This window comes from Rhizobium sp. FG96 (genome assembly GCF_057808655.1).
In genome coordinates this window covers 145,783-162,572 of sequence record NZ_JBMDIL010000008.1, presented here as the reverse complement: position 1 = coordinate 162,572, position 16,790 = coordinate 145,783, and the positions used below count along the sequence as shown (strand labels likewise).

Sequence of the window (16,790 nt, the reverse complement as noted above, 5' to 3'; positions counted from 1 at the left end):
CCCCAAGACAGTGCAAATGTCTCCGGTGAACGGCAAGGGCGCCGAAAAGTTCAGCTCGTCAGATTTCAGCAAGGCAAAAGGCCGCAGCTCTCGCCGCGGCCTTCAGATCATATGCTGGCGATATCACATGCCGAGAACGGTCCGCAGCTCGGTGCGGGCGGCTTCGTATTCCGCCTTGTAGTCATCATGCTGCATGATCGTCTGTGCCGTCGCGATACCGGCAATGCGGCCAGCTTCGATATCGGTTGGGTAGTGGATGCCGCCGATGACGCGGTTCCAGCCGTATTCCCAGGCGCGCGCCATGATCGCGTCCTTCTTCTCCGGAACCATGTTGGAGAGAACGACGCCCATCAGCGTGCCGAGCGTCGTGTGGCCCGACGGATAGGAACCGGACTTGGAGAGCGGAACGACCGGCTTGACGAGATCCGGATAGAGGAGGTGAGGGCGGGTGCGCTTCCAGACGTCCTTGGCCGGATCGACGACGGCGGCTTCGGTCTCGACGATGCGGTCGAAGAAGGCGGAGAACTTCGGCAGGTTCTCCTTGGTGAACTTCGGATTGTCGATCACGTCGGCATAGCGCCAGACATTCTCTTCTGCATCGGCAACGGCGCGGGCTTCCATCTCGGGCGTGCGCGTCACCTGGATCTTCAGGAGTTCGCCGATCTCGGCCTTGGTCTTGGCGGAATCATTGGCCGGCGGAGGTGGCAGCAGGTTCAAAAGGTTGACTTCGGTATTGTCGGTAAAGGGTTTGGCCTTCTCTTCGGCAAAGGCCGGGGCCGAAAAGGCAATCGCGGCCGCGAGGCCGAAAGCAACGAATTTGGAAATGGAACGCATCGGGAGACTCCTTGGGGCAATAATGCATCCCGCGGGTAGCCGAGGATTGTTTGGCGAAGATGACAGAACGGTGTCAGAGGCTGCGGCATATTGGCCGCGGACCGTTGGCACGCATGCAAGCCGGACTTGCCAAAGAACAAGACCGGTCCGATAATAGTTATCGGAGGCTGCTATGGCTCAAAGCGTTGAACTTGGAAATCTGGAAGCGGTGGTAAAGCGGCTCGTCGAAAGCGGCCGCTACAACTCGAAGAGCGAGGTGCTGCGCGAAGGCGTGCGCCTGGTCGAGGAGCGCGAGAAGCAGCTCGCTCTCATGGATGCGGCGCTGGCACGGGGCAGGGCGGATATCGAAGCGGGCCGCGTCCATGCCGCAGAGGATGTCTTTGCCGAGATGAAGGAGCGCTACAAGCGCATGGCGGATGGCGAATGAAACTGGTCTTTGCGGAAGAAGCCCGCCGGGACCTCTTCGCCATAGGCGACTACATCGCCAAGGATAATCCGCGCCGCGCCCTGTCTTTCGTCGAGGAGATCGAATGGCACTGCAAGCGGATCGCTGATCATCCGCTTGCCTATGCTCTGGTGCCGAGACACGAGGCGTCCGGCATTCGCCGCGCTGTGTATGGCCGCTACAATATATTCTAACGGCGGGTGAGGGCACCGTTCACATCCTGCACATAGTCAGCGGTGCGATGAATTATGAAGCGGTGCTGTTTCCGGGCGGCGATTAGGCCGCGGCTTATCAGCTGAAGCGGATGATCGAGACTTCGCCCTCGAGGGCGCCCTGATAGGCCGAGGCGTGCGGCTCTTCTTCCGGCACTTCGGTCAGCATGCCGATCTGGTCGAGGTCGGCTTCGATGAAGCCTTCTTCGGCGAGCGCGTTGAGCGCCTCGCGCACCGCGCTGTCGTCGTCGGCGGCCTTCAGCATGACGTGCAGGTCGACGCCTTCGCTGCCATCCGTCTCGTAGCCCTTGCCGATGATGATGAAGATCATCGGGCCTTCGGAATTGTTGTCATTGTCTGGGCTCGCGATCATGCTCATGTCCTTCGGGTACGTGACGATTCGAAAATACGAATCCGCTCTCAGCGGATTTCGCTTGCAATCGCCGATTCCTTAGCGGCTTTTCATGTCGGCCCCAAGTTGAACTTGGCCGGGTGCTTCAAAATTCCGCTGGAACCCCTGCAAAGAGGGCGATAGCCCGGCATTTCAAGGCATTCCGTTAAAGATTATTTCCGGCGCGGCCTTGACGTAGGTGAGGGAAACCAGTAGTACCCGCGCCATCGGAACCCATGTGAGGCATGGCTTTCTGGGGCGCCTTGCCCTGGAGTTCTCCTCAAACAAGGTTCGAAACGCACGTTGAAGATATGATGCCTGCACGCATGACGCATGTCTTTTGCGTCCTCTGCCCTCGGTGGTCCATCTGCGAAAGCGGATCGGGCCACGTTTTGCGCATTGAGACTAGCGTGTGATCTTGCCGGAGACGGCGCGATTTACGCCCGAAAGGGTACAGATTAACGTAAGGGATGGTTGAATGCCTACCGTAAACCAGCTTATCCGCAAGCCGCGTCAGGCGAACGTAAAGCGCAATAAGGTTCCTGCTCTGCAGGAAAACCCGCAGAAGCGCGGCGTCTGCACCCGCGTCTACACCACGACCCCGAAGAAGCCGAACTCGGCTCTCCGTAAGGTCGCCAAGATCCGCCTGACCAATGGCTTCGAAGTCATCGGCTATATCCCGGGCGAAGGTCACAACCTGCAGGAACACTCTGTCGTCATGATCCGTGGCGGCCGCGTTAAGGACTTGCCGGGCGTTCGTTACCACATCATCCGCGGCGTTCTCGATACCCAGGGTGTCAAGAACCGCAAGCAGCGCCGTTCGAAGTACGGTGCGAAGCGTCCGAAGTAATTTCGGTTTTGAAATCCCCGGCGCTGCGCGAGGTTCTCCGCGTGGTTGAGCGCCCTAACAATTAAGAGACGAGAAGTATGTCCAGACGTCACAGAGCAGAAAAGCGTGAAATCAACCCGGATCCCAAGTTCGGCGATCTGGTTGTCACGAAGTTCATGAATGCCATCATGCTCGATGGTAAGAAGTCCGTTGCTGAAAGCATCGTTTACGGCGCATTTGACTCCGTACAGGGCAAGTCCAAGCAGGAGCCGCTGGTCGTTTTCCACGCCGCCCTCGACAACATTGCCCCGCACGTCGAAGTCCGCTCGCGCCGCGTCGGTGGTGCGACCTATCAGGTTCCGGTTGATGTCCGCCCTGAGCGCCGCCAGGCCCTTGCTATTCGCTGGCTGATTACCGCTGCGCGCAAGCGCAACGAAACGACCATGATCGATCGTCTGTCGGGCGAGCTTCTCGACGCATCCAACAACCGTGGTTCCGCGGTCAAGAAGCGCGAAGACACGCACAAGATGGCTGACGCCAACCGTGCGTTCTCGCATTATCGCTGGTAATCCCGAACGGTATCGAAAGGCAGTCCATTATGGCTCGCGAATATAAAATCGAAGACTACCGTAATTTCGGTATCATGGCGCACATCGACGCCGGCAAGACGACGACGACCGAGCGTATCCTTTACTACACCGGCAAGTCGCACAAGATCGGCGAAGTGCACGACGGCGCAGCCACCATGGACTGGATGGAGCAGGAGCAGGAGCGTGGCATCACGATCACGTCTGCTGCCACCACGACCTTCTGGAAGGGCCGTGACGGCAAGATGCGCCGCTTCAACATCATCGACACCCCCGGCCACGTCGACTTCACCATCGAAGTCGAGCGTTCGCTGCGCGTTCTCGACGGTGCTATTGCTCTTCTCGATGCCAACGCCGGCGTTGAGCCGCAGACGGAAACCGTCTGGCGTCAGGCTGAGAAGTACAATGTTCCGCGCATGATCTTCTGCAACAAGATGGACAAGACCGGTGCGGACTTCTACCGCTCCGTCGAGATGATCAAGACCCGTCTCGGCGCAACGGCTGTCGTCATGCAGCTGCCGATCGGCGCAGAAAGCGACTTCAAGGGCGTCGTCGACCTGATCGAAATGAACGCTCTCGTCTGGCGCGATGAATCGCTCGGCGCCCAGTGGGACGTCGTCGAAATCCCGGATGACCTGAAGGCCAAGGCTGAAGAATATCGCGAAAAGCTGATCGAGACCGTTGTCGAGATCGACGAAGAAGCGATGGAAGCTTACCTGAACGGCGACATGCCGGACAACGACAAGATCCGCGCCCTGGTTCGCCGCGGCACGATCGACGTCAAGTTCCACCCGATGTTCTGCGGCACCGCCTTCAAGAACAAGGGCGTTCAGCCGCTCCTCGACGCCGTCGTCGACTACCTGCCGTCGCCGCTCGACATTCCGGCCATCAAGGGCATCGACTTCAAGACCGAAGCCGAAATCGAGCGTCACGCTGACGACGCCGAGCCGCTCGCGATGCTGGCGTTCAAGATCATGAACGACCCCTTCGTCGGTTCGCTGACCTTCGCCCGTATCTACTCGGGCAAGCTCGAAAAGGGCGTATCCGTCATCAACACGGTCAAGGACAAGCGCGAGCGTGTCGGCCGTATGCTGCAGATGCACTCCAACTCGCGTGAAGACATCGAAGAAGCCTTCGCAGGCGACATCGTTGCTCTCGCCGGCCTCAAGGAAACCACCACTGGCGATACGCTCTGCGATCCGCTGAAGCCGGTTATCCTCGAGCGCATGGAATTCCCGGAGCCGGTCATCCAGATCGCGATCGAGCCGAAGTCCAAGGGCGACCAGGAAAAGATGGGCCTCGCGCTCAATCGCCTCGCTGCTGAAGACCCGTCCTTCCGCGTCAAGACTGATCAGGAATCCGGTCAGACGATCATCGCCGGCATGGGCGAACTTCACCTCGACATTCTCGTCGACCGTATGCGTCGCGAGTTCAAGGTTGAAGCCAACGTCGGTGCTCCGCAGGTTGCTTACCGTGAAACGATCACGCGTCAGCACGAAGAAGACTACACGCACAAGAAGCAGTCCGGTGGTACCGGTCAGTTCGCACGCGTCAAGATCATCTTCGAACCGAACCCGGAAGGCGACGACTTCAAGTTCGAATCCAAGATCGTCGGCGGTGCCGTTCCGAAGGAATACATCCCGGGCGTTCAGAAGGGTATCGAAAGCGTTCTGTCCTCCGGTCCGCTGGCTGGCTTCCCGATGCTCGGCGTCAAGGCGACGCTCGTTGACGGTGCCTTCCACGACGTTGACTCGTCGGTCCTGGCGTTCGAAATCGCTTCGCGTGCCTGCTTCCGTGAAGCAGCCAAGAAGGCCGGCGCTCAGCTCCTCGAGCCGATGATGAAGGTCGAAGTCGTAACGCCGGAAGATTACGTCGGCGACGTCATCGGTGACCTGAACTCCCGCCGTGGCCAGATTCAGGGCCAGGAACAGCGCGGTATTGCGATCGTCATCAGCGCCAACGTTCCGCTGGCGAACATGTTCAAGTACGTCGATAACCTGCGCTCCATGTCGCAGGGCCGTGCTCAGTACACGATGACCTTCGATCACTACGCGCCGGTCCCGTCGAACGTCGCAACTGAAATCCAGGCAAAGTATTCCGGTCAGAAGTGACCGGAATACCAATTGACCGATAACAAGAATTAGCGCCCTTCGGGGCCTAGCAAAATGGAGAGCCGAAAATGGCAAAGAGTAAGTTTGAGCGCAACAAGCCGCACGTAAACATCGGCACGATCGGCCACGTTGACCACGGCAAGACGTCTCTGACGGCAGCGATCACGAAGTACTTCGGCGAGTTCAAGGCGTACGACCAGATCGACGCTGCTCCGGAAGAAAAGGCACGCGGCATCACCATCTCGACGGCGCACGTCGAGTATGAGACCCCGAACCGCCACTACGCGCACGTCGACTGCCCCGGCCACGCCGACTACGTCAAGAACATGATCACCGGTGCCGCACAGATGGACGGCGCGATCCTGGTTTGCTCTGCTGCTGACGGCCCGATGCCGCAGACCCGCGAGCACATCCTGCTCGCTCGCCAGGTTGGCGTTCCGGCTATCGTCGTGTTCCTCAACAAGGTCGACCAGGTTGACGACGCCGAGCTTCTCGAACTCGTCGAGCTCGAAGTTCGCGAACTGCTGTCGTCCTACGACTTCCCGGGCGACGATATCCCGGTCGTCAAGGGTTCGGCTCTGGCCGCTCTCGAAGATTCCGACAAGAAGATCGGCGAAGACGCGATCCGCGAGCTGATGGCTCAGGTCGACGCCTACATCCCGACGCCTGAGCGTCCGGTTGACCAGCCGTTCCTGATGCCGATCGAAGACGTGTTCTCGATCTCGGGCCGCGGTACGGTTGTTACGGGCCGCGTCGAGCGTGGTATCGTCAAGGTTGGCGAAGAAGTCGAAATCGTCGGCATTCGCGCGACCTCGAAGACGACGGTTACCGGCGTTGAAATGTTCCGCAAGCTGCTCGATCAGGGCCAGGCCGGCGACAACATCGGCGCTCTGGTTCGCGGTGTTAACCGTGACGGCGTCGAGCGTGGTCAGATCCTGTGCAAGCCGGGTTCGGTCAAGCCGCACAAGAAGTTCAAGGCAGAAGCCTACATCCTGACGAAGGAAGAAGGCGGCCGTCATACGCCGTTCTTCACCAACTACCGTCCGCAGTTCTACTTCCGCACGACGGACGTGACGGGCATCGTCACGCTGCCGGAAGGCACGGAAATGGTTATGCCGGGCGACAACGTCACGGTTGACGTCGAGCTGATCGTTCCGATCGCGATGGAAGAAAAGCTGCGCTTCGCTATCCGCGAAGGCGGCCGTACCGTCGGCGCAGGCATCGTTGCCTCGATCGTCGAGTAATCAGAGAAACGGCCGCCTCCAAGAGGGGCGGCCGATTCGATGACATTATTATGATGTGAGCGGCTCTAGCCGCTTGCTTATTACACAGAAATGTTGCACATGGCGCGCGAGCGCTGTTTGCGTGCTGCTTCGGTTTACGGAGCGGCGAACAAAACTAACAATAAGGTGGGCTGAAAAGGCCCGAAGAGTGGATAGGGATGCCGTTCCGCGGTGTCCTTCTCGATCTTTGAAACCGGTGGTCCGCCTTAGCGAAAACAAAAAACGCGTCTTGAGAAAGGCGCGCGAAAAACAGAACACAAGGATAATGTCGAATGAACGGCCAAAATATCCGCATTCGCCTGAAGGCGTTCGATCACCGAATTCTCGATGCTTCCACGCGCGAGATTGTGTCGACGGCGAAGCGCACCGGCGCAAGCGTCCGGGGCCCCGTTCCGCTTCCGACTCGCATCGAGAAGTTTACGGTTAACCGGTCCCCACACATCGACAAGAAGAGCCGCGAGCAGTTCGAGATGCGCACGCATAAGCGCCTCCTCGACATCGTAGATCCGACCCCGCAGACGGTAGACGCGCTGATGAAGCTCGATCTCGCCGCCGGTGTCGATGTTGAGATCAAGCTCTGAGCCTGGCTCGAGCGGATTTGGAAGGATTGAACCGATGCGTTCAGGTGTGATTGCACAGAAGGTGGGCATGACCCGCGTCTACAACGACGCTGGCGAACATGTTCCGGTAACGGTACTGCGTATGGACGGCTGCCAGGTCGTCGCAACGCGCACTGTAGAAAAGAATGGCTATACCGCAGTTCAGCTCGGTGCTGGCCAGGCGAAGGTTAAGAACACGTCCAAGGCGATGCGCGGCAACTTTGCTGTCGCCAACGTCGAGCCGAAGGCCAAGCTCCAGGAATTCCGCGTTTCGGAAGACAACCTGCTGGAGATCGGTACCGAGCTCAAGGCTGGTCACTTCGCAGCAGGTCAGCTCGTCGACGTGACGGGCACGACCATTGGTAAGGGCTTTGCCGGCGCCATGAAGCGCCACGGCTTCGGCGGTCTCCGCGCCACGCACGGTGTGTCGGTTTCGCACCGCTCGCACGGTTCGACGGGCTCGCGCCAGGATCCGGGCAAGGTTTTCAAGAACAAGAAGATGGCTGGTCACATGGGCCAGACGCGCGTAACGACTCAGAACCTTGAAGTGGTTTCGACCGACGAAGATCGTGGTCTGATCCTGATCAAGGGTGCAGTACCCGGTTCCAAGGGTGCCTGGATCATCGTGCGCGACGCCGTCAAGTCGGCCGCGAAGTAAGGGAGCCAGACCAATGGAATTCAACGTCAAGACCCTCGAGGGAAAAGACGCAGGGAAGGTTTCTCTCTCTGACGCGATCTTCGGTCTCGAGCCCCGCGAAGACATTCTTGCCCGCGTCATCCGCTGGCAACTTGCCAAGAAGCAGCAGGGCACGCACCAGGCAAAGGGCCGCGCGGACGTTTCGCGCACCGGCGCCAAGATGTACAAGCAGAAGGGTACGGGCCGCGCTCGTCACCATTCGGCTCGTGCTCCGCAGTTCCGCGGCGGTGGTAAGGCTCACGGCCCGGTTGCTCGCAGCCACGAACACGACCTTCCCAAGAAGGTTCGCGCTCTCGGCCTGCGTCTCGCTCTCTCGGCAAAGCTGAAGTCCGATGATGTCATCATCATCGACAACCTCGTTGCTGCTGAAGCCAAGACCAAGGCTCTGGCCGCTACCTTTGAGACGCTCGGCCTGACCAACGCGCTCTTCATCGGTGGTGCTGAGCTCGACGGCAACTTCAAGCTCGCTGCCCAGAACATCCCGAACATCGATGTTCTCCCGATCCAGGGCATCAACGTTTATGACATCGTGCGCCGCGGCAAGCTCGTGCTTTCCAAGGCTGCCGTTGAAGCTCTAGAGGAGCGTTTCAAGTGACCGATCTTCGCCACTACGATGTGATCGTCTCGCCGGCGATCACCGAAAAGTCCACTCTGGTATCGGAAAACAACCAGGTTGTTTTCAATGTCGCCAAGACGGCGTCGAAGCCGGAAATCAAGGCTGCAGTCGAGGCGCTCTTCGGCGTCAAGGTCACGGCCGTCAACACGCTGCTCCGCAAGGGCAAGACCAAGCGTTTCCGCGGTTTTGCCGGCAAGCAGCAGGACGTGAAGAAGGCTGTCGTAACGCTGGCTGAAGGCCAGACGATCGACGTCTCCACCGGTCTCTGAGGAATAAAACAATGGCATTGAAAACATTCAATCCTACGACCCCGAGCCAGCGTCAGCTGGTCATCGTCGACCGTTCTGGCCTCTGGAAGGGCAAGCCGGTCAAGGCGCTGACGGAAGGTCTGACCAAGAGCGGCGGTCGTAACAACCTCGGCCGTATCACTGCCCGCTTCATCGGCGGCGGTCACAAGCGTACGTACCGTATCGTTGACTTCAAGCGTCGCAAGTTCGACGTCGAAGGCACCGTTCAGCGTATCGAATACGACCCGAACCGTACTGCATTCATCGCGCTCGTCAGCTACACGGACGGCGAACAGGCCTACATCCTCGCTCCGCAGCGCCTCGCTGCCGGCGACAAGGTCATCGCTTCTGAAAAGGCTGTCGACGTCAAGCCCGGCAACACCATGCCGCTGCAGTACATCCCGGTCGGCTCCATCATCCACAACGTGGAAATGAAGCCGGGCAAGGGCGGTCAGATCGCTCGTTCGGCTGGCGGTTACGCACAGCTCGTCGGCCGCGATGCCGGCATGGCGATCCTTCGCCTGAACTCTGGCGAACAGCGCCTCGTCCACGGCTCGTGCCTGGCGACGATCGGTGCCGTTTCCAACCCGGATCACGCCAACATCAACGACGGCAAGGCCGGTCGTACGGTTTGGCGCGGCAAGCGTCCGCATAACCGCGGTGTTGTCATGAACCCGGTCGACCACCCGCACGGTGGTGGTGAAGGCCGCACCTCTGGTGGCCGTCATCCGGTTACCCCGTGGGGCAAGCCGACCAAGGGCAAGCGCACCCGGTCGAACAAGTCGACCGACAAGTTCATCATGCGCTCGCGTCATCAGCGTAAGAAGTAAGAGAGGAAGTCTCCAATGGCTCGTTCAGTATGGAAAGGTCCGTTCGTTGACGGCTATCTTCTCAAGAAGGCTGAGAAGGTTCGTGAAGGCGGACGTGCAGAAGTAATCAAGATCTGGAGCCGCCGCTCCACGATCCTGCCGCAGTTCGTCGGTCTCACCTTCGGCGTCTACAACGGCAGCAAGCATGTACCGGTCAGCGTCAACGAAGACATGGTCGGTCACAAGTTCGGTGAATTCTCTCCGACGCGGACCTACTACGGTCACGGCGCGGACAAGAAGGCAAAGAGGAAGTAACAATGGGCAAGGCAAAAGCCGAACGCCGGCTGAAGGACAACGAGGCGCAAGCAGTCGCCCGCACGCTCCGCGTCAGCCCACAGAAGCTCAACCTGGTTGCTGCGGCTATCCGCGGCAAGAAGGTCGACCGTGCACTCGCTGAGCTGGAGTTCTCCCGCAAGCGCATCGCAGGCGCCGTCAAGAAGACGCTCGAATCTGCGATCGCCAACGCTGAGAACAACCACGATCTCGACGTTGACACGCTTGTCGTAGCAGAAGCCTACGTCGGCAAGTCGATCGTCATGAAGCGTTTCCACGCTCGTGGCCGCGGCCGTGCATCTCGCATCGAGAAGCCGTTCGCGCACCTCACGATCGTGGTCCGCGAAGTGCAGGCACAAGAGGAGGCCGCATAATGGGTCAGAAAATCAATCCAATCGGTTTCCGTCTTGGCATCAACCGTACCTGGGATAGCCGCTGGTTTGCGGACAATGCCGAATACGGTCAGCTGCTGCACGAAGACCTGAAGATGCGCAAGTTCGTCATGAGCGAACTGAAGCAGGCTGGTATCGCCAAGGTCGTCATCGAGCGTCCGCACAAGAAGTGCCGCGTCACGATCCACTCGGCTCGCCCGGGTCTGATCATCGGCAAGAAGGGTGCAGACATCGACAAGCTCCGCAAGAAGCTGTCGGACATGACGAACTCCGAAACGCACCTCAACATCGTTGAAGTGCGCAAGCCGGAAGTCGACGCAACGCTCGTTGCTCAGTCGATCGCCCAGCAGCTCGAGCGTCGCGTGGCTTTCCGCCGCGCCATGAAGCGCGCTGTTCAGTCTGCAATGCGTCTTGGTGCCGAAGGCATCAAGATCACCTGCGCAGGCCGTCTCGGCGGTGCTGAAATCGCTCGTACCGAATGGTACCGCGAAGGTCGCGTTCCGCTGCACACGCTGCGCGCTGACATCGACTACGGCACAGCTGAAGCGGAAACCGCTTTCGGCATCTGCGGCATCAAGGTTTGGATCTTCAAGGGCGAAATCCTTGAGCATGATCCGATGGCCTCCGAGCGCCGCGCACTCGAGGGTGACGCTCAGGGTCCGGCAAGCCGCGACCGCGATCGTCGCCGCGACAACGCTTGATAGCGTTGGTGGCAAAGAAGTTCGGAGAATAAGAAAATGTTGCAGCCAAAGCGTACCAAGTACCGCAAGCAATTCAAGGGCCGCATCAAGGGCGTCGCCAAGGGTGGTTCCGACCTCGCCTTCGGTGAATTCGGCCTTAAGGCTCAGGAGCCGAACCGCGTGAATGCACGCGAGATCGAAGCGGCACGCCGCGCGATCACGCGTTACATGAAGCGCGCCGGCCGTGTATGGATCCGCGTGTTCCCGGATGTTCCGGTAACCGCGAAGCCGACCGAAGTCCGTATGGGTAAGGGTAAGGGCTCCGTTGAATACTGGGCATGCAAGGTCAAGCCCGGCCGTATGATGTTCGAGATCGACGGCGTCAGCGAAGAAATCGCCCGTGAGGCGCTTCGTCTCGGCTCTGCCAAGCTCTCGGTCAAGACACGCTTCGTACAGCGCATTGCAGAGTAAGGAGAGGCAGATGAAAGCCGAAGAAGTCCGCGGCCTCACGGCCGATCAGCTCAAGGACAAGCTCGCCGACCTCAAGAAGGAGCAGTTCAACCTGCGCTTCCAGAAGGCAACCGGCCAGCTCGAGAAGTCCTCGCGCATCAACGAAGTCCGCAAGGACATCGCCCGCGTGAAAACCATTGCCCGCCAGAAGGCGGCAGAAGCAAAGGCGTAAAGGAAGAATAACATGCCGAAGCGCATTCTGCAGGGCGTCGTCGTTGGCGACAAGAACGAGAAGACTGTAGTAGTCCGCGTCGAGCGCCGTTTCGCTCACCCGCTGCTTCAGAAGACCGTTCGTCGTTCCAAGAAGTACAAGGCCCACGACGAAAACAACCAGTACAAGATCGGCGACACCGTTTCCATCGAGGAATGCGCTCCGATCTCCAAGGACAAGCGCTGGACGGTTATCGCCGCCCAGGGCAAGTAAGAATTTCTCGCGAGGCCTTGCGTCTCGCGGAAATATCTGTATGAAGCAGCGTCAGAACGCTCGAAAGCCGGGCGTTCTTTTGCTTTGAGCGCACGGAAGGTCCCACCGGGAAACCACCTTGGCACGATTTTTCCCGCGCTATTCAAGCTATTGCCGTTTCTGTGCCCGTTTTGCGGGCTCGGTCGGCTGACAAATTTTCATAAGCCGGGGTAGGGGGCGAAAGCCCAACCAGTCCGGTAAACCAAAAAGGCGACCTGATATGATTCAGATGCAAACAAACCTCGACGTCGCGGATAATTCCGGCGCGCGTCGTGTCATGTGCATCAAGGTGCTGGGCGGCTCGAAGCGCAAGTATGCCTCGATCGGCGACGTCATCGTCGTTTCGATCAAGGAAGCGATCCCGCGCGGCCGCGTGAAGAAGGGTGACGTTATGAAGGCGGTTGTTGTTCGCACCGCCAAGGACATCCGCCGTGCGGATGGTTCCGTCATTCGTTTCGACACGAACGCAGCAGTTCTCATCGACAACAAGAAAGAGCCGATCGGCACCCGTATCTTCGGACCGGTTCCGCGCGAACTTCGCGCCAAGAACCACATGAAGATCATCTCGCTGGCTCCCGAAGTACTGTAAGGAGCGAGACCGATGCAGAAGATTCGTAAAGGCGACAAGGTCGTCATGCTCACGGGCAAGGACAAGGGCCGTACCGGCGAAGTCCTCCAGGTTCTGCCGAAGGAAGATCGCGCGGTTGTCCGTGGCGTCAACGTCGTAAAGCGCCATCAGCGCCAGACGCAGACCCAGGAAGCCGGCATCATCAACAAGGAAGCCTCGGTTCACCTGTCCAACGTTGCAATCGTCGACAAGGACGGCAAGCCGACCCGCGTTGGCTTCAAGGTCGTTGACGGCAAGAAGGTCCGTGTGGCCAAGCGTTCCGGTGAGGTGATCTAATGGCTCAGGCAAAGTACGAGCCGCGGCTCAAGAAGGAATACGTTGAGCGCATTCGCAATGCGATGCAGGAGAAGTTCTCCTACGCCAACGAAATGATGATCCCGAAGATCGACAAGATCGTCATCAACATGGGTGTTGGCGAAGCAACGGCTGATTCGAAGAAGCCGACTGTTGCTGCAGCTGACCTGGCCGCTATCGCTGGTCAGAAGCCGGTTATCACCCGTGCACGCAACTCTATCGCTGGCTTCAAGGTCCGCGAACAGATGCCGATCGGCGCGAAGGTTACCCTCCGCGGCGCCCGCATGTACGAGTTCCTGGACCGTCTCGTGAACATCGCGCTCCCGCGCGTTCGCGACTTCCGCGGCCTGAACCCGAAGAGCTTTGACGGCCGTGGCAACTTCGCCATGGGCATCAAGGAGCACATTGTGTTCCCTGAGATCAACTACGATAAGGTTGATCAGATGTGGGGCATGGACATCATCGTTTGCACGACGGCGACGAAGGACGACGAAGCACGCGCTCTGCTCACAGAGTTCAGCTTCCCGTTCCGTCAGTAACCGTAACGACGAGCGTAGAAAAGGAACCTGACATGGCGAAGACCAGCGCAGTTGAAAAGAACAAGCGCCGCCGTAATACGGTCGCAAATCAGGCTGCCAAGCGCGCAGCTCTGAAGGCGATCATCATGAACCAGTCTCTTCCGATCGAAGAGCGGTTCAAGGCCTCGATCAAGTTGGCATCCCTGCCGCGCGATGGATCGAAGACCCGCATTCGCAACCGTTGCGAAGTATCGGGCCGTCCGCGCGCATACTACCGCAAACTGCGCATGTCGCGTATCGCGCTGCGTGAACTCGGCAATCTCGGCAAGGTGCCGGGCATCGTCAAGTCCAGCTGGTAAGGAGCAGGTTAGATGACAATGACTGATCCGTTGGGCGATATGCTCACCCGTATCCGTAACGGCGCTTCCCGCCGCAAGTCGTCGGTCTCGACGCCTGCTTCGAAGCTCCGTGCACGTGTTCTCGATGTTCTGCAGTCCGAAGGCTACATCCGTGGCTATTCCGTTGTCGATTTCGGCAATGGCAAGTCGGAGCTCAGCATCGAACTCAAGTACTATGAAGGCGCATCGGTGATCCGTGAGATCGGCCGTGTGTCCAAGCCGGGCCGCCGGGTTTATGTCTCGGTCAAGTCCATTCCGCAGGTCGCGAACGGCCTCGGCATCACCATCCTTTCGACCCCGAAGGGCGTGATGGCCGATCACCAGGCTCGCGAACAGAACGTAGGCGGCGAGGTTCTCTGCTCGGTCTTCTAAGATCAGAGCAGGGGAACTCCATAACGAACAGACAGGATTGAAACATGTCTCGTATCGGTAAAAAAGCCGTCCCGGTTCCAGCAGGTGTGACGGCATCGGTTGACGGCCAGAAGGTCACCGCAAAGGGTCCGAAGGGCGAGCTCTTCTTCGTCGCCAACGACGAAATCAAGCTCGAGTTCAAGGACAACGCGGTATCGGTTGCTCCGATCAACCAGTCCAAGGATGCTCGTTCGAAGTGGGGCATGTCCCGCACGATGATCGAGAACATCTTCAAGGGTGTTAAGGACGGCTTCGAGCGCAAGCTCGAAATCAACGGCGTCGGTTACCGCGCATCGCTTCAGGGCAAGAACCTGCAGCTGGCTCTCGGTTTCAGCCACGACGTAGTTTACGAGCCGCCGCAGGGCATCACGATTGCTGTGCCGAAGCCGACGGAAATCGTCGTCACCGGCATCAACAAGCAGCAGGTCGGCCAGGTTGCCGCTGAAATCCGCGAATATCGCGGTCCTGAGCCTTACAAGGGCAAGGGCGTTAAGTATGCCGAAGAGCGGATTGTCCGCAAAGAAGGCAAGAAGAAGTAAGGATCACGCGAAATGGCTAGCAGGAAAGAAGCACTTGCACGTCGTGCCAACCGCGTGCGCCGTCATCTCAAGTCGGTGGCCAATGGCCGTCCGCGCCTGTCGGTTCATCGCTCCTCGAAGAACATCTATGTTCAGGTCATCGACGATGTTGCCGGCAAGACCCTCGCGGCTGCCTCGACTCTCGATAAGGATCTGCGCGGTTCTCTGAAGACCGGTGCTGACACCGCAGCAGCTGCCCTCGTAGGCAAGCTTGTTGCAGAGCGCGCAACGAAGGCAGGCGTCAAGGAGGTCGTATTCGACCGTGGCGCCTTCATCTACCACGGCCGCATCAAGGCCCTGGCAGACGCAGCCCGCGAAGGCGGTCTGTCCTTCTAATAAAGTTTCCGGCCGGAAGCCTCAAAAGCTCCGGCCGGATCTCACCGGACCGCAGGCGTCTCCGAAGGGGAGGCCGGGGCGGTCCTCATTTTGTTTGCCGATTGCACCCGGAAAAGAAAAAGGAAGAGGACAATGGCACAGGAAAGAAGGCCGCAGCGGGAAGACCGCCAGGCCCGTGAAGAGCGCGATAGCGAATTCGTCGACAAGCTGGTCGCGATCAACCGCGTTGCTAAGGTTGTTAAGGGTGGCCGCCGTTTCGGTTTCGCCGCTCTCGTCGTTGTTGGTGACCAGAAGGGCCGCGTTGGCTTCGGTCATGGCAAGGCACGCGAAGTGCCGGAAGCTATCCGCAAGGCAACCGAAGCTGCCAAGCGCGAGCTGATCTTCGTGCCGCTGCGCGAAGGCCGTACCCTGCATCACGACGTTCACGGCCGCCACGGCGCCGGCAAGGTTCTGCTGCGTTCGGCTAAGGTCGGTACCGGTATCATCGCCGGTGGTCCGATGCGCGCCGTTTTCGAAACGCTCGGCGTTCACGACGTTGTCGCCAAGTCGACCGGTTCCTCGAACCCGTATAACATGGTTCGCGCAACCTTCGACGCTCTGAAGCATCAGGTTCACCCGAAGGACATCGCAGCTCAGCGCGGCATCAAGTATGCTACGCTCCAGGCTCGCCGTGCCGCCTCCGGCAACGCCTCTGAAGAATAAGAGGAGTCTGACCTATGGCCAAGGCTACCAAGAAGACCGAAGCAAAGACGATCACCGTCGAGCAGATCGGCAGCCCCATCCGCCGTCCTGACGTTCAGCAGCGCACGCTGATCGGTCTGGGCCTCAACAAGATGCACCGCCGCCGCACGCTGGAAGATACCCCTTCCGTTCGTGGCATGATCCGTGCTGTGCAGCATCTCGTTCGCATCGTCGACGAGAAGTAAGCCAGAGGATACGATCATGAAACTGAACGAAATCAAGGACAACGAAGGCTCTACGCACAGCCGCAAGCGTCTCGGACGCGGCATCGGCTCGGGCTCCGGCAAGACCGGCGGCCGTGGTGTCAAGGGTCAGAAGTCCCGTTCCGGCGTTGCCATCAATGGCTTCGAAGGCGGTCAGATGCCAATCTACCGTCGTCTGCCGAAGCGCGGCTTCAACAACATCTTCAAGGCCGACTTCGTTGTCGTGTCGCTTGAGCGTATCCAGGCTGCCGTCGATGCCGGCAAGCTCGATGCCAAGCAGACCGTCGACGCAGCTGCCCTGAAGGCTGCTGGCGTTATCCGCCGTACCAAGGATGGCGTTCGCGTCCTCTCCGGCGGCGAACTGAAGGCCAAGATCAAGCTCGAAGTTGCAGGCGCTTCCAAGTCTGCCGTCGAGAAGATCGAAAAAGCTGGCGGTTCCATCACGCTTCTTTCTGCCGCAGCGGCAGAATAATAATCTTATGATATGTCGCCCGGGGTGCTTCACACCGGGCGATTTTGCTCCCATATGTGGGCCTCACAAAACCTGAAACGTTGCACCCCGCAACGGTCAGGTTTCGACGAAATCAAGGGTGAGGCATCGATTG

General features: G+C 59.1%; 29 protein-coding genes. 27 read left to right on the top strand and 2 right to left on the bottom strand.

Annotation, left to right across the window (positions count from 1 at the left end; all coding sequences use genetic code 11):
- Positions 1-123: 123 nt before the first annotated feature.
- Positions 124-834: an acid phosphatase gene (locus ACODR6_RS17805; RefSeq protein WP_112716902.1), complete on the bottom strand. Its 711-nt coding sequence runs from the start codon at positions 832-834 to the stop codon at positions 124-126.
- Between the two features lie 172 nt (positions 835-1,006).
- Here ACODR6_RS17805 and ACODR6_RS17800 point away from each other — a divergent pair, with 172 nt between their 5' ends.
- Together ACODR6_RS17800 and ACODR6_RS17795 are read left to right on the top strand one after the other, a co-directional pair.
- Positions 1,007-1,261 (top strand): type II toxin-antitoxin system ParD family antitoxin, encoded by a 255-nt coding sequence (locus tag ACODR6_RS17800; protein ID WP_199630022.1) that lies wholly within the window; start codon positions 1,007-1,009, stop codon positions 1,259-1,261.
- Positions 1,258-1,473: a type II toxin-antitoxin system RelE/ParE family toxin gene (locus tag ACODR6_RS17795; RefSeq protein WP_489023331.1), complete on the top strand. Its 216-nt coding sequence runs from the start codon at positions 1,258-1,260 to the stop codon at positions 1,471-1,473. The genes ACODR6_RS17800 and ACODR6_RS17795 overlap by 4 nt, the downstream gene beginning before the upstream one ends.
- Positions 1,474-1,570: 97 nt before the next feature.
- Here ACODR6_RS17795 and ACODR6_RS17790 read toward each other — a convergent pair whose 3' ends face one another.
- Positions 1,571-1,864 carry a transcriptional regulator gene (locus ACODR6_RS17790; RefSeq protein WP_112716928.1) on the bottom strand — a complete coding sequence of 98 codons (294 nt, stop codon included), beginning with the start codon at positions 1,862-1,864 and terminating at the stop codon, positions 1,571-1,573.
- Between the two features lie 496 nt (positions 1,865-2,360).
- On the opposite strand from ACODR6_RS17790, the gene rpsL reads away from it, so the two are divergent.
- The 25 genes from rpsL (at position 2,361) to rplO (ending at position 16,657) form a co-directional block, all read left to right on the top strand.
- Positions 2,361-2,732 (top strand): 30S ribosomal protein S12, encoded by a 372-nt coding sequence (gene rpsL / locus ACODR6_RS17785; RefSeq protein ID WP_003547537.1) that lies wholly within the window; start codon positions 2,361-2,363, stop codon positions 2,730-2,732.
- Positions 2,733-2,809: 77 nt separating this feature from the next.
- Positions 2,810-3,280, top strand: coding sequence for a 30S ribosomal protein S7 (gene rpsG / locus ACODR6_RS17780; RefSeq protein ID WP_112716896.1), 471 nt, complete (start codon positions 2,810-2,812; stop codon positions 3,278-3,280).
- Positions 3,281-3,309: 29 nt separating this feature from the next.
- Complete coding sequence (fusA, locus tag ACODR6_RS17775; RefSeq protein ID WP_112716894.1) at positions 3,310-5,409, top strand: elongation factor G; 2,100 nt, start codon at positions 3,310-3,312, stop codon at positions 5,407-5,409.
- Between the two features lie 68 nt (positions 5,410-5,477).
- The gene (tuf, locus tag ACODR6_RS17770) at positions 5,478-6,653 is read left to right on the top strand and encodes an elongation factor Tu (protein ID WP_130282487.1); all 1,176 of its coding nucleotides are present in this window, start codon (positions 5,478-5,480) and stop codon (positions 6,651-6,653) included.
- Positions 6,654-6,964: 311 nt separating this feature from the next.
- Entirely contained in the window at positions 6,965-7,273 is a 309-nt protein-coding gene (rpsJ, locus tag ACODR6_RS17765) for a 30S ribosomal protein S10 (protein ID WP_003547547.1), read from the top strand.
- 34 nt (positions 7,274-7,307) lie between these two features.
- Positions 7,308-7,949 carry a 50S ribosomal protein L3 gene (gene rplC / locus ACODR6_RS17760; RefSeq protein WP_008521348.1) on the top strand — a complete coding sequence of 214 codons (642 nt, stop codon included), beginning with the start codon at positions 7,308-7,310 and terminating at the stop codon, positions 7,947-7,949.
- A 13-nt stretch (positions 7,950-7,962) separates the two neighbouring features.
- Positions 7,963-8,583, top strand: coding sequence for a 50S ribosomal protein L4 (gene rplD / locus ACODR6_RS17755; RefSeq protein ID WP_112711471.1), 621 nt, complete (start codon positions 7,963-7,965; stop codon positions 8,581-8,583).
- Complete coding sequence (locus ACODR6_RS17750; protein ID WP_112711472.1) at positions 8,580-8,873, top strand: 50S ribosomal protein L23; 294 nt, start codon at positions 8,580-8,582, stop codon at positions 8,871-8,873. Before rplD ends, ACODR6_RS17750 begins: the two co-directional genes overlap by 4 nt.
- An 11-nt stretch (positions 8,874-8,884) precedes the next feature.
- Entirely contained in the window at positions 8,885-9,721 is an 837-nt protein-coding gene (gene rplB / locus ACODR6_RS17745; RefSeq protein WP_112711473.1) for a 50S ribosomal protein L2, read from the top strand.
- Positions 9,722-9,736: 15 nt separating this feature from the next.
- Positions 9,737-10,015, top strand: a complete 279-nt coding sequence (gene rpsS, locus ACODR6_RS17740; protein WP_007531666.1) for a 30S ribosomal protein S19 — start codon at positions 9,737-9,739, stop codon at positions 10,013-10,015.
- Between the two features lie 2 nt (positions 10,016-10,017).
- A complete protein-coding gene (rplV, locus tag ACODR6_RS17735; RefSeq protein WP_007531667.1) occupies positions 10,018-10,407 on the top strand; it encodes a 50S ribosomal protein L22 in 390 nt (129 codons plus the stop codon).
- Positions 10,407-11,126, top strand: a complete 720-nt coding sequence (gene rpsC, locus ACODR6_RS17730; protein WP_018857109.1) for a 30S ribosomal protein S3 — start codon at positions 10,407-10,409, stop codon at positions 11,124-11,126. The genes rplV and rpsC overlap by 1 nt, the downstream gene beginning before the upstream one ends.
- A 36-nt stretch (positions 11,127-11,162) precedes the next feature.
- A complete protein-coding gene (gene rplP / locus ACODR6_RS17725; RefSeq protein WP_003573792.1) occupies positions 11,163-11,576 on the top strand; it encodes a 50S ribosomal protein L16 in 414 nt (137 codons plus the stop codon).
- A 10-nt stretch (positions 11,577-11,586) separates the two neighbouring features.
- A complete protein-coding gene (gene rpmC / locus ACODR6_RS17720; protein WP_007531673.1) occupies positions 11,587-11,787 on the top strand; it encodes a 50S ribosomal protein L29 in 201 nt (66 codons plus the stop codon).
- Positions 11,788-11,799: 12 nt separating this feature from the next.
- Positions 11,800-12,039: a 30S ribosomal protein S17 gene (rpsQ, locus tag ACODR6_RS17715; RefSeq protein ID WP_004674926.1), complete on the top strand. Its 240-nt coding sequence runs from the start codon at positions 11,800-11,802 to the stop codon at positions 12,037-12,039.
- Between the two features lie 259 nt (positions 12,040-12,298).
- Positions 12,299-12,667 (top strand): 50S ribosomal protein L14, encoded by a 369-nt coding sequence (rplN, locus tag ACODR6_RS17710; RefSeq protein ID WP_003547558.1) that lies wholly within the window; start codon positions 12,299-12,301, stop codon positions 12,665-12,667.
- 12 nt (positions 12,668-12,679) lie between these two features.
- The gene (gene rplX, locus ACODR6_RS17705) at positions 12,680-12,982 is read left to right on the top strand and encodes a 50S ribosomal protein L24 (protein WP_112711474.1); all 303 of its coding nucleotides are present in this window, start codon (positions 12,680-12,682) and stop codon (positions 12,980-12,982) included.
- The gene (rplE, locus tag ACODR6_RS17700; RefSeq protein WP_112711475.1) at positions 12,982-13,539 is read left to right on the top strand and encodes a 50S ribosomal protein L5; all 558 of its coding nucleotides are present in this window, start codon (positions 12,982-12,984) and stop codon (positions 13,537-13,539) included. The genes rplX and rplE overlap by 1 nt, the downstream gene beginning before the upstream one ends.
- 32 nt (positions 13,540-13,571) lie before the next feature.
- Positions 13,572-13,877: a 30S ribosomal protein S14 gene (gene rpsN, locus ACODR6_RS17695; RefSeq protein ID WP_112711476.1), complete on the top strand. Its 306-nt coding sequence runs from the start codon at positions 13,572-13,574 to the stop codon at positions 13,875-13,877.
- 12 nt (positions 13,878-13,889) lie between these two features.
- Positions 13,890-14,288, top strand: a complete 399-nt coding sequence (gene rpsH / locus ACODR6_RS17690; RefSeq protein WP_003547562.1) for a 30S ribosomal protein S8 — start codon at positions 13,890-13,892, stop codon at positions 14,286-14,288.
- A 44-nt stretch (positions 14,289-14,332) separates the two neighbouring features.
- The gene (gene rplF / locus ACODR6_RS17685; protein ID WP_112711477.1) at positions 14,333-14,866 is read left to right on the top strand and encodes a 50S ribosomal protein L6; all 534 of its coding nucleotides are present in this window, start codon (positions 14,333-14,335) and stop codon (positions 14,864-14,866) included.
- 12 nt (positions 14,867-14,878) lie between these two features.
- Positions 14,879-15,241 carry a 50S ribosomal protein L18 gene (rplR, locus tag ACODR6_RS17680; RefSeq protein WP_112711478.1) on the top strand — a complete coding sequence of 121 codons (363 nt, stop codon included), beginning with the start codon at positions 14,879-14,881 and terminating at the stop codon, positions 15,239-15,241.
- Between the two features lie 132 nt (positions 15,242-15,373).
- On the top strand, positions 15,374-15,943 hold the full coding sequence (gene rpsE / locus ACODR6_RS17675; RefSeq protein WP_112711479.1) for a 30S ribosomal protein S5: 570 nt from the start codon (positions 15,374-15,376) through the stop codon (positions 15,941-15,943).
- Positions 15,944-15,957: 14 nt separating this feature from the next.
- On the top strand, positions 15,958-16,167 hold the full coding sequence (rpmD, locus tag ACODR6_RS17670) for a 50S ribosomal protein L30 (RefSeq protein WP_112711480.1): 210 nt from the start codon (positions 15,958-15,960) through the stop codon (positions 16,165-16,167).
- Between the two features lie 16 nt (positions 16,168-16,183).
- Entirely contained in the window at positions 16,184-16,657 is a 474-nt protein-coding gene (gene rplO, locus ACODR6_RS17665) for a 50S ribosomal protein L15 (protein ID WP_112711481.1), read from the top strand.
- Positions 16,658-16,790: the final 133 nt, after the last annotated feature.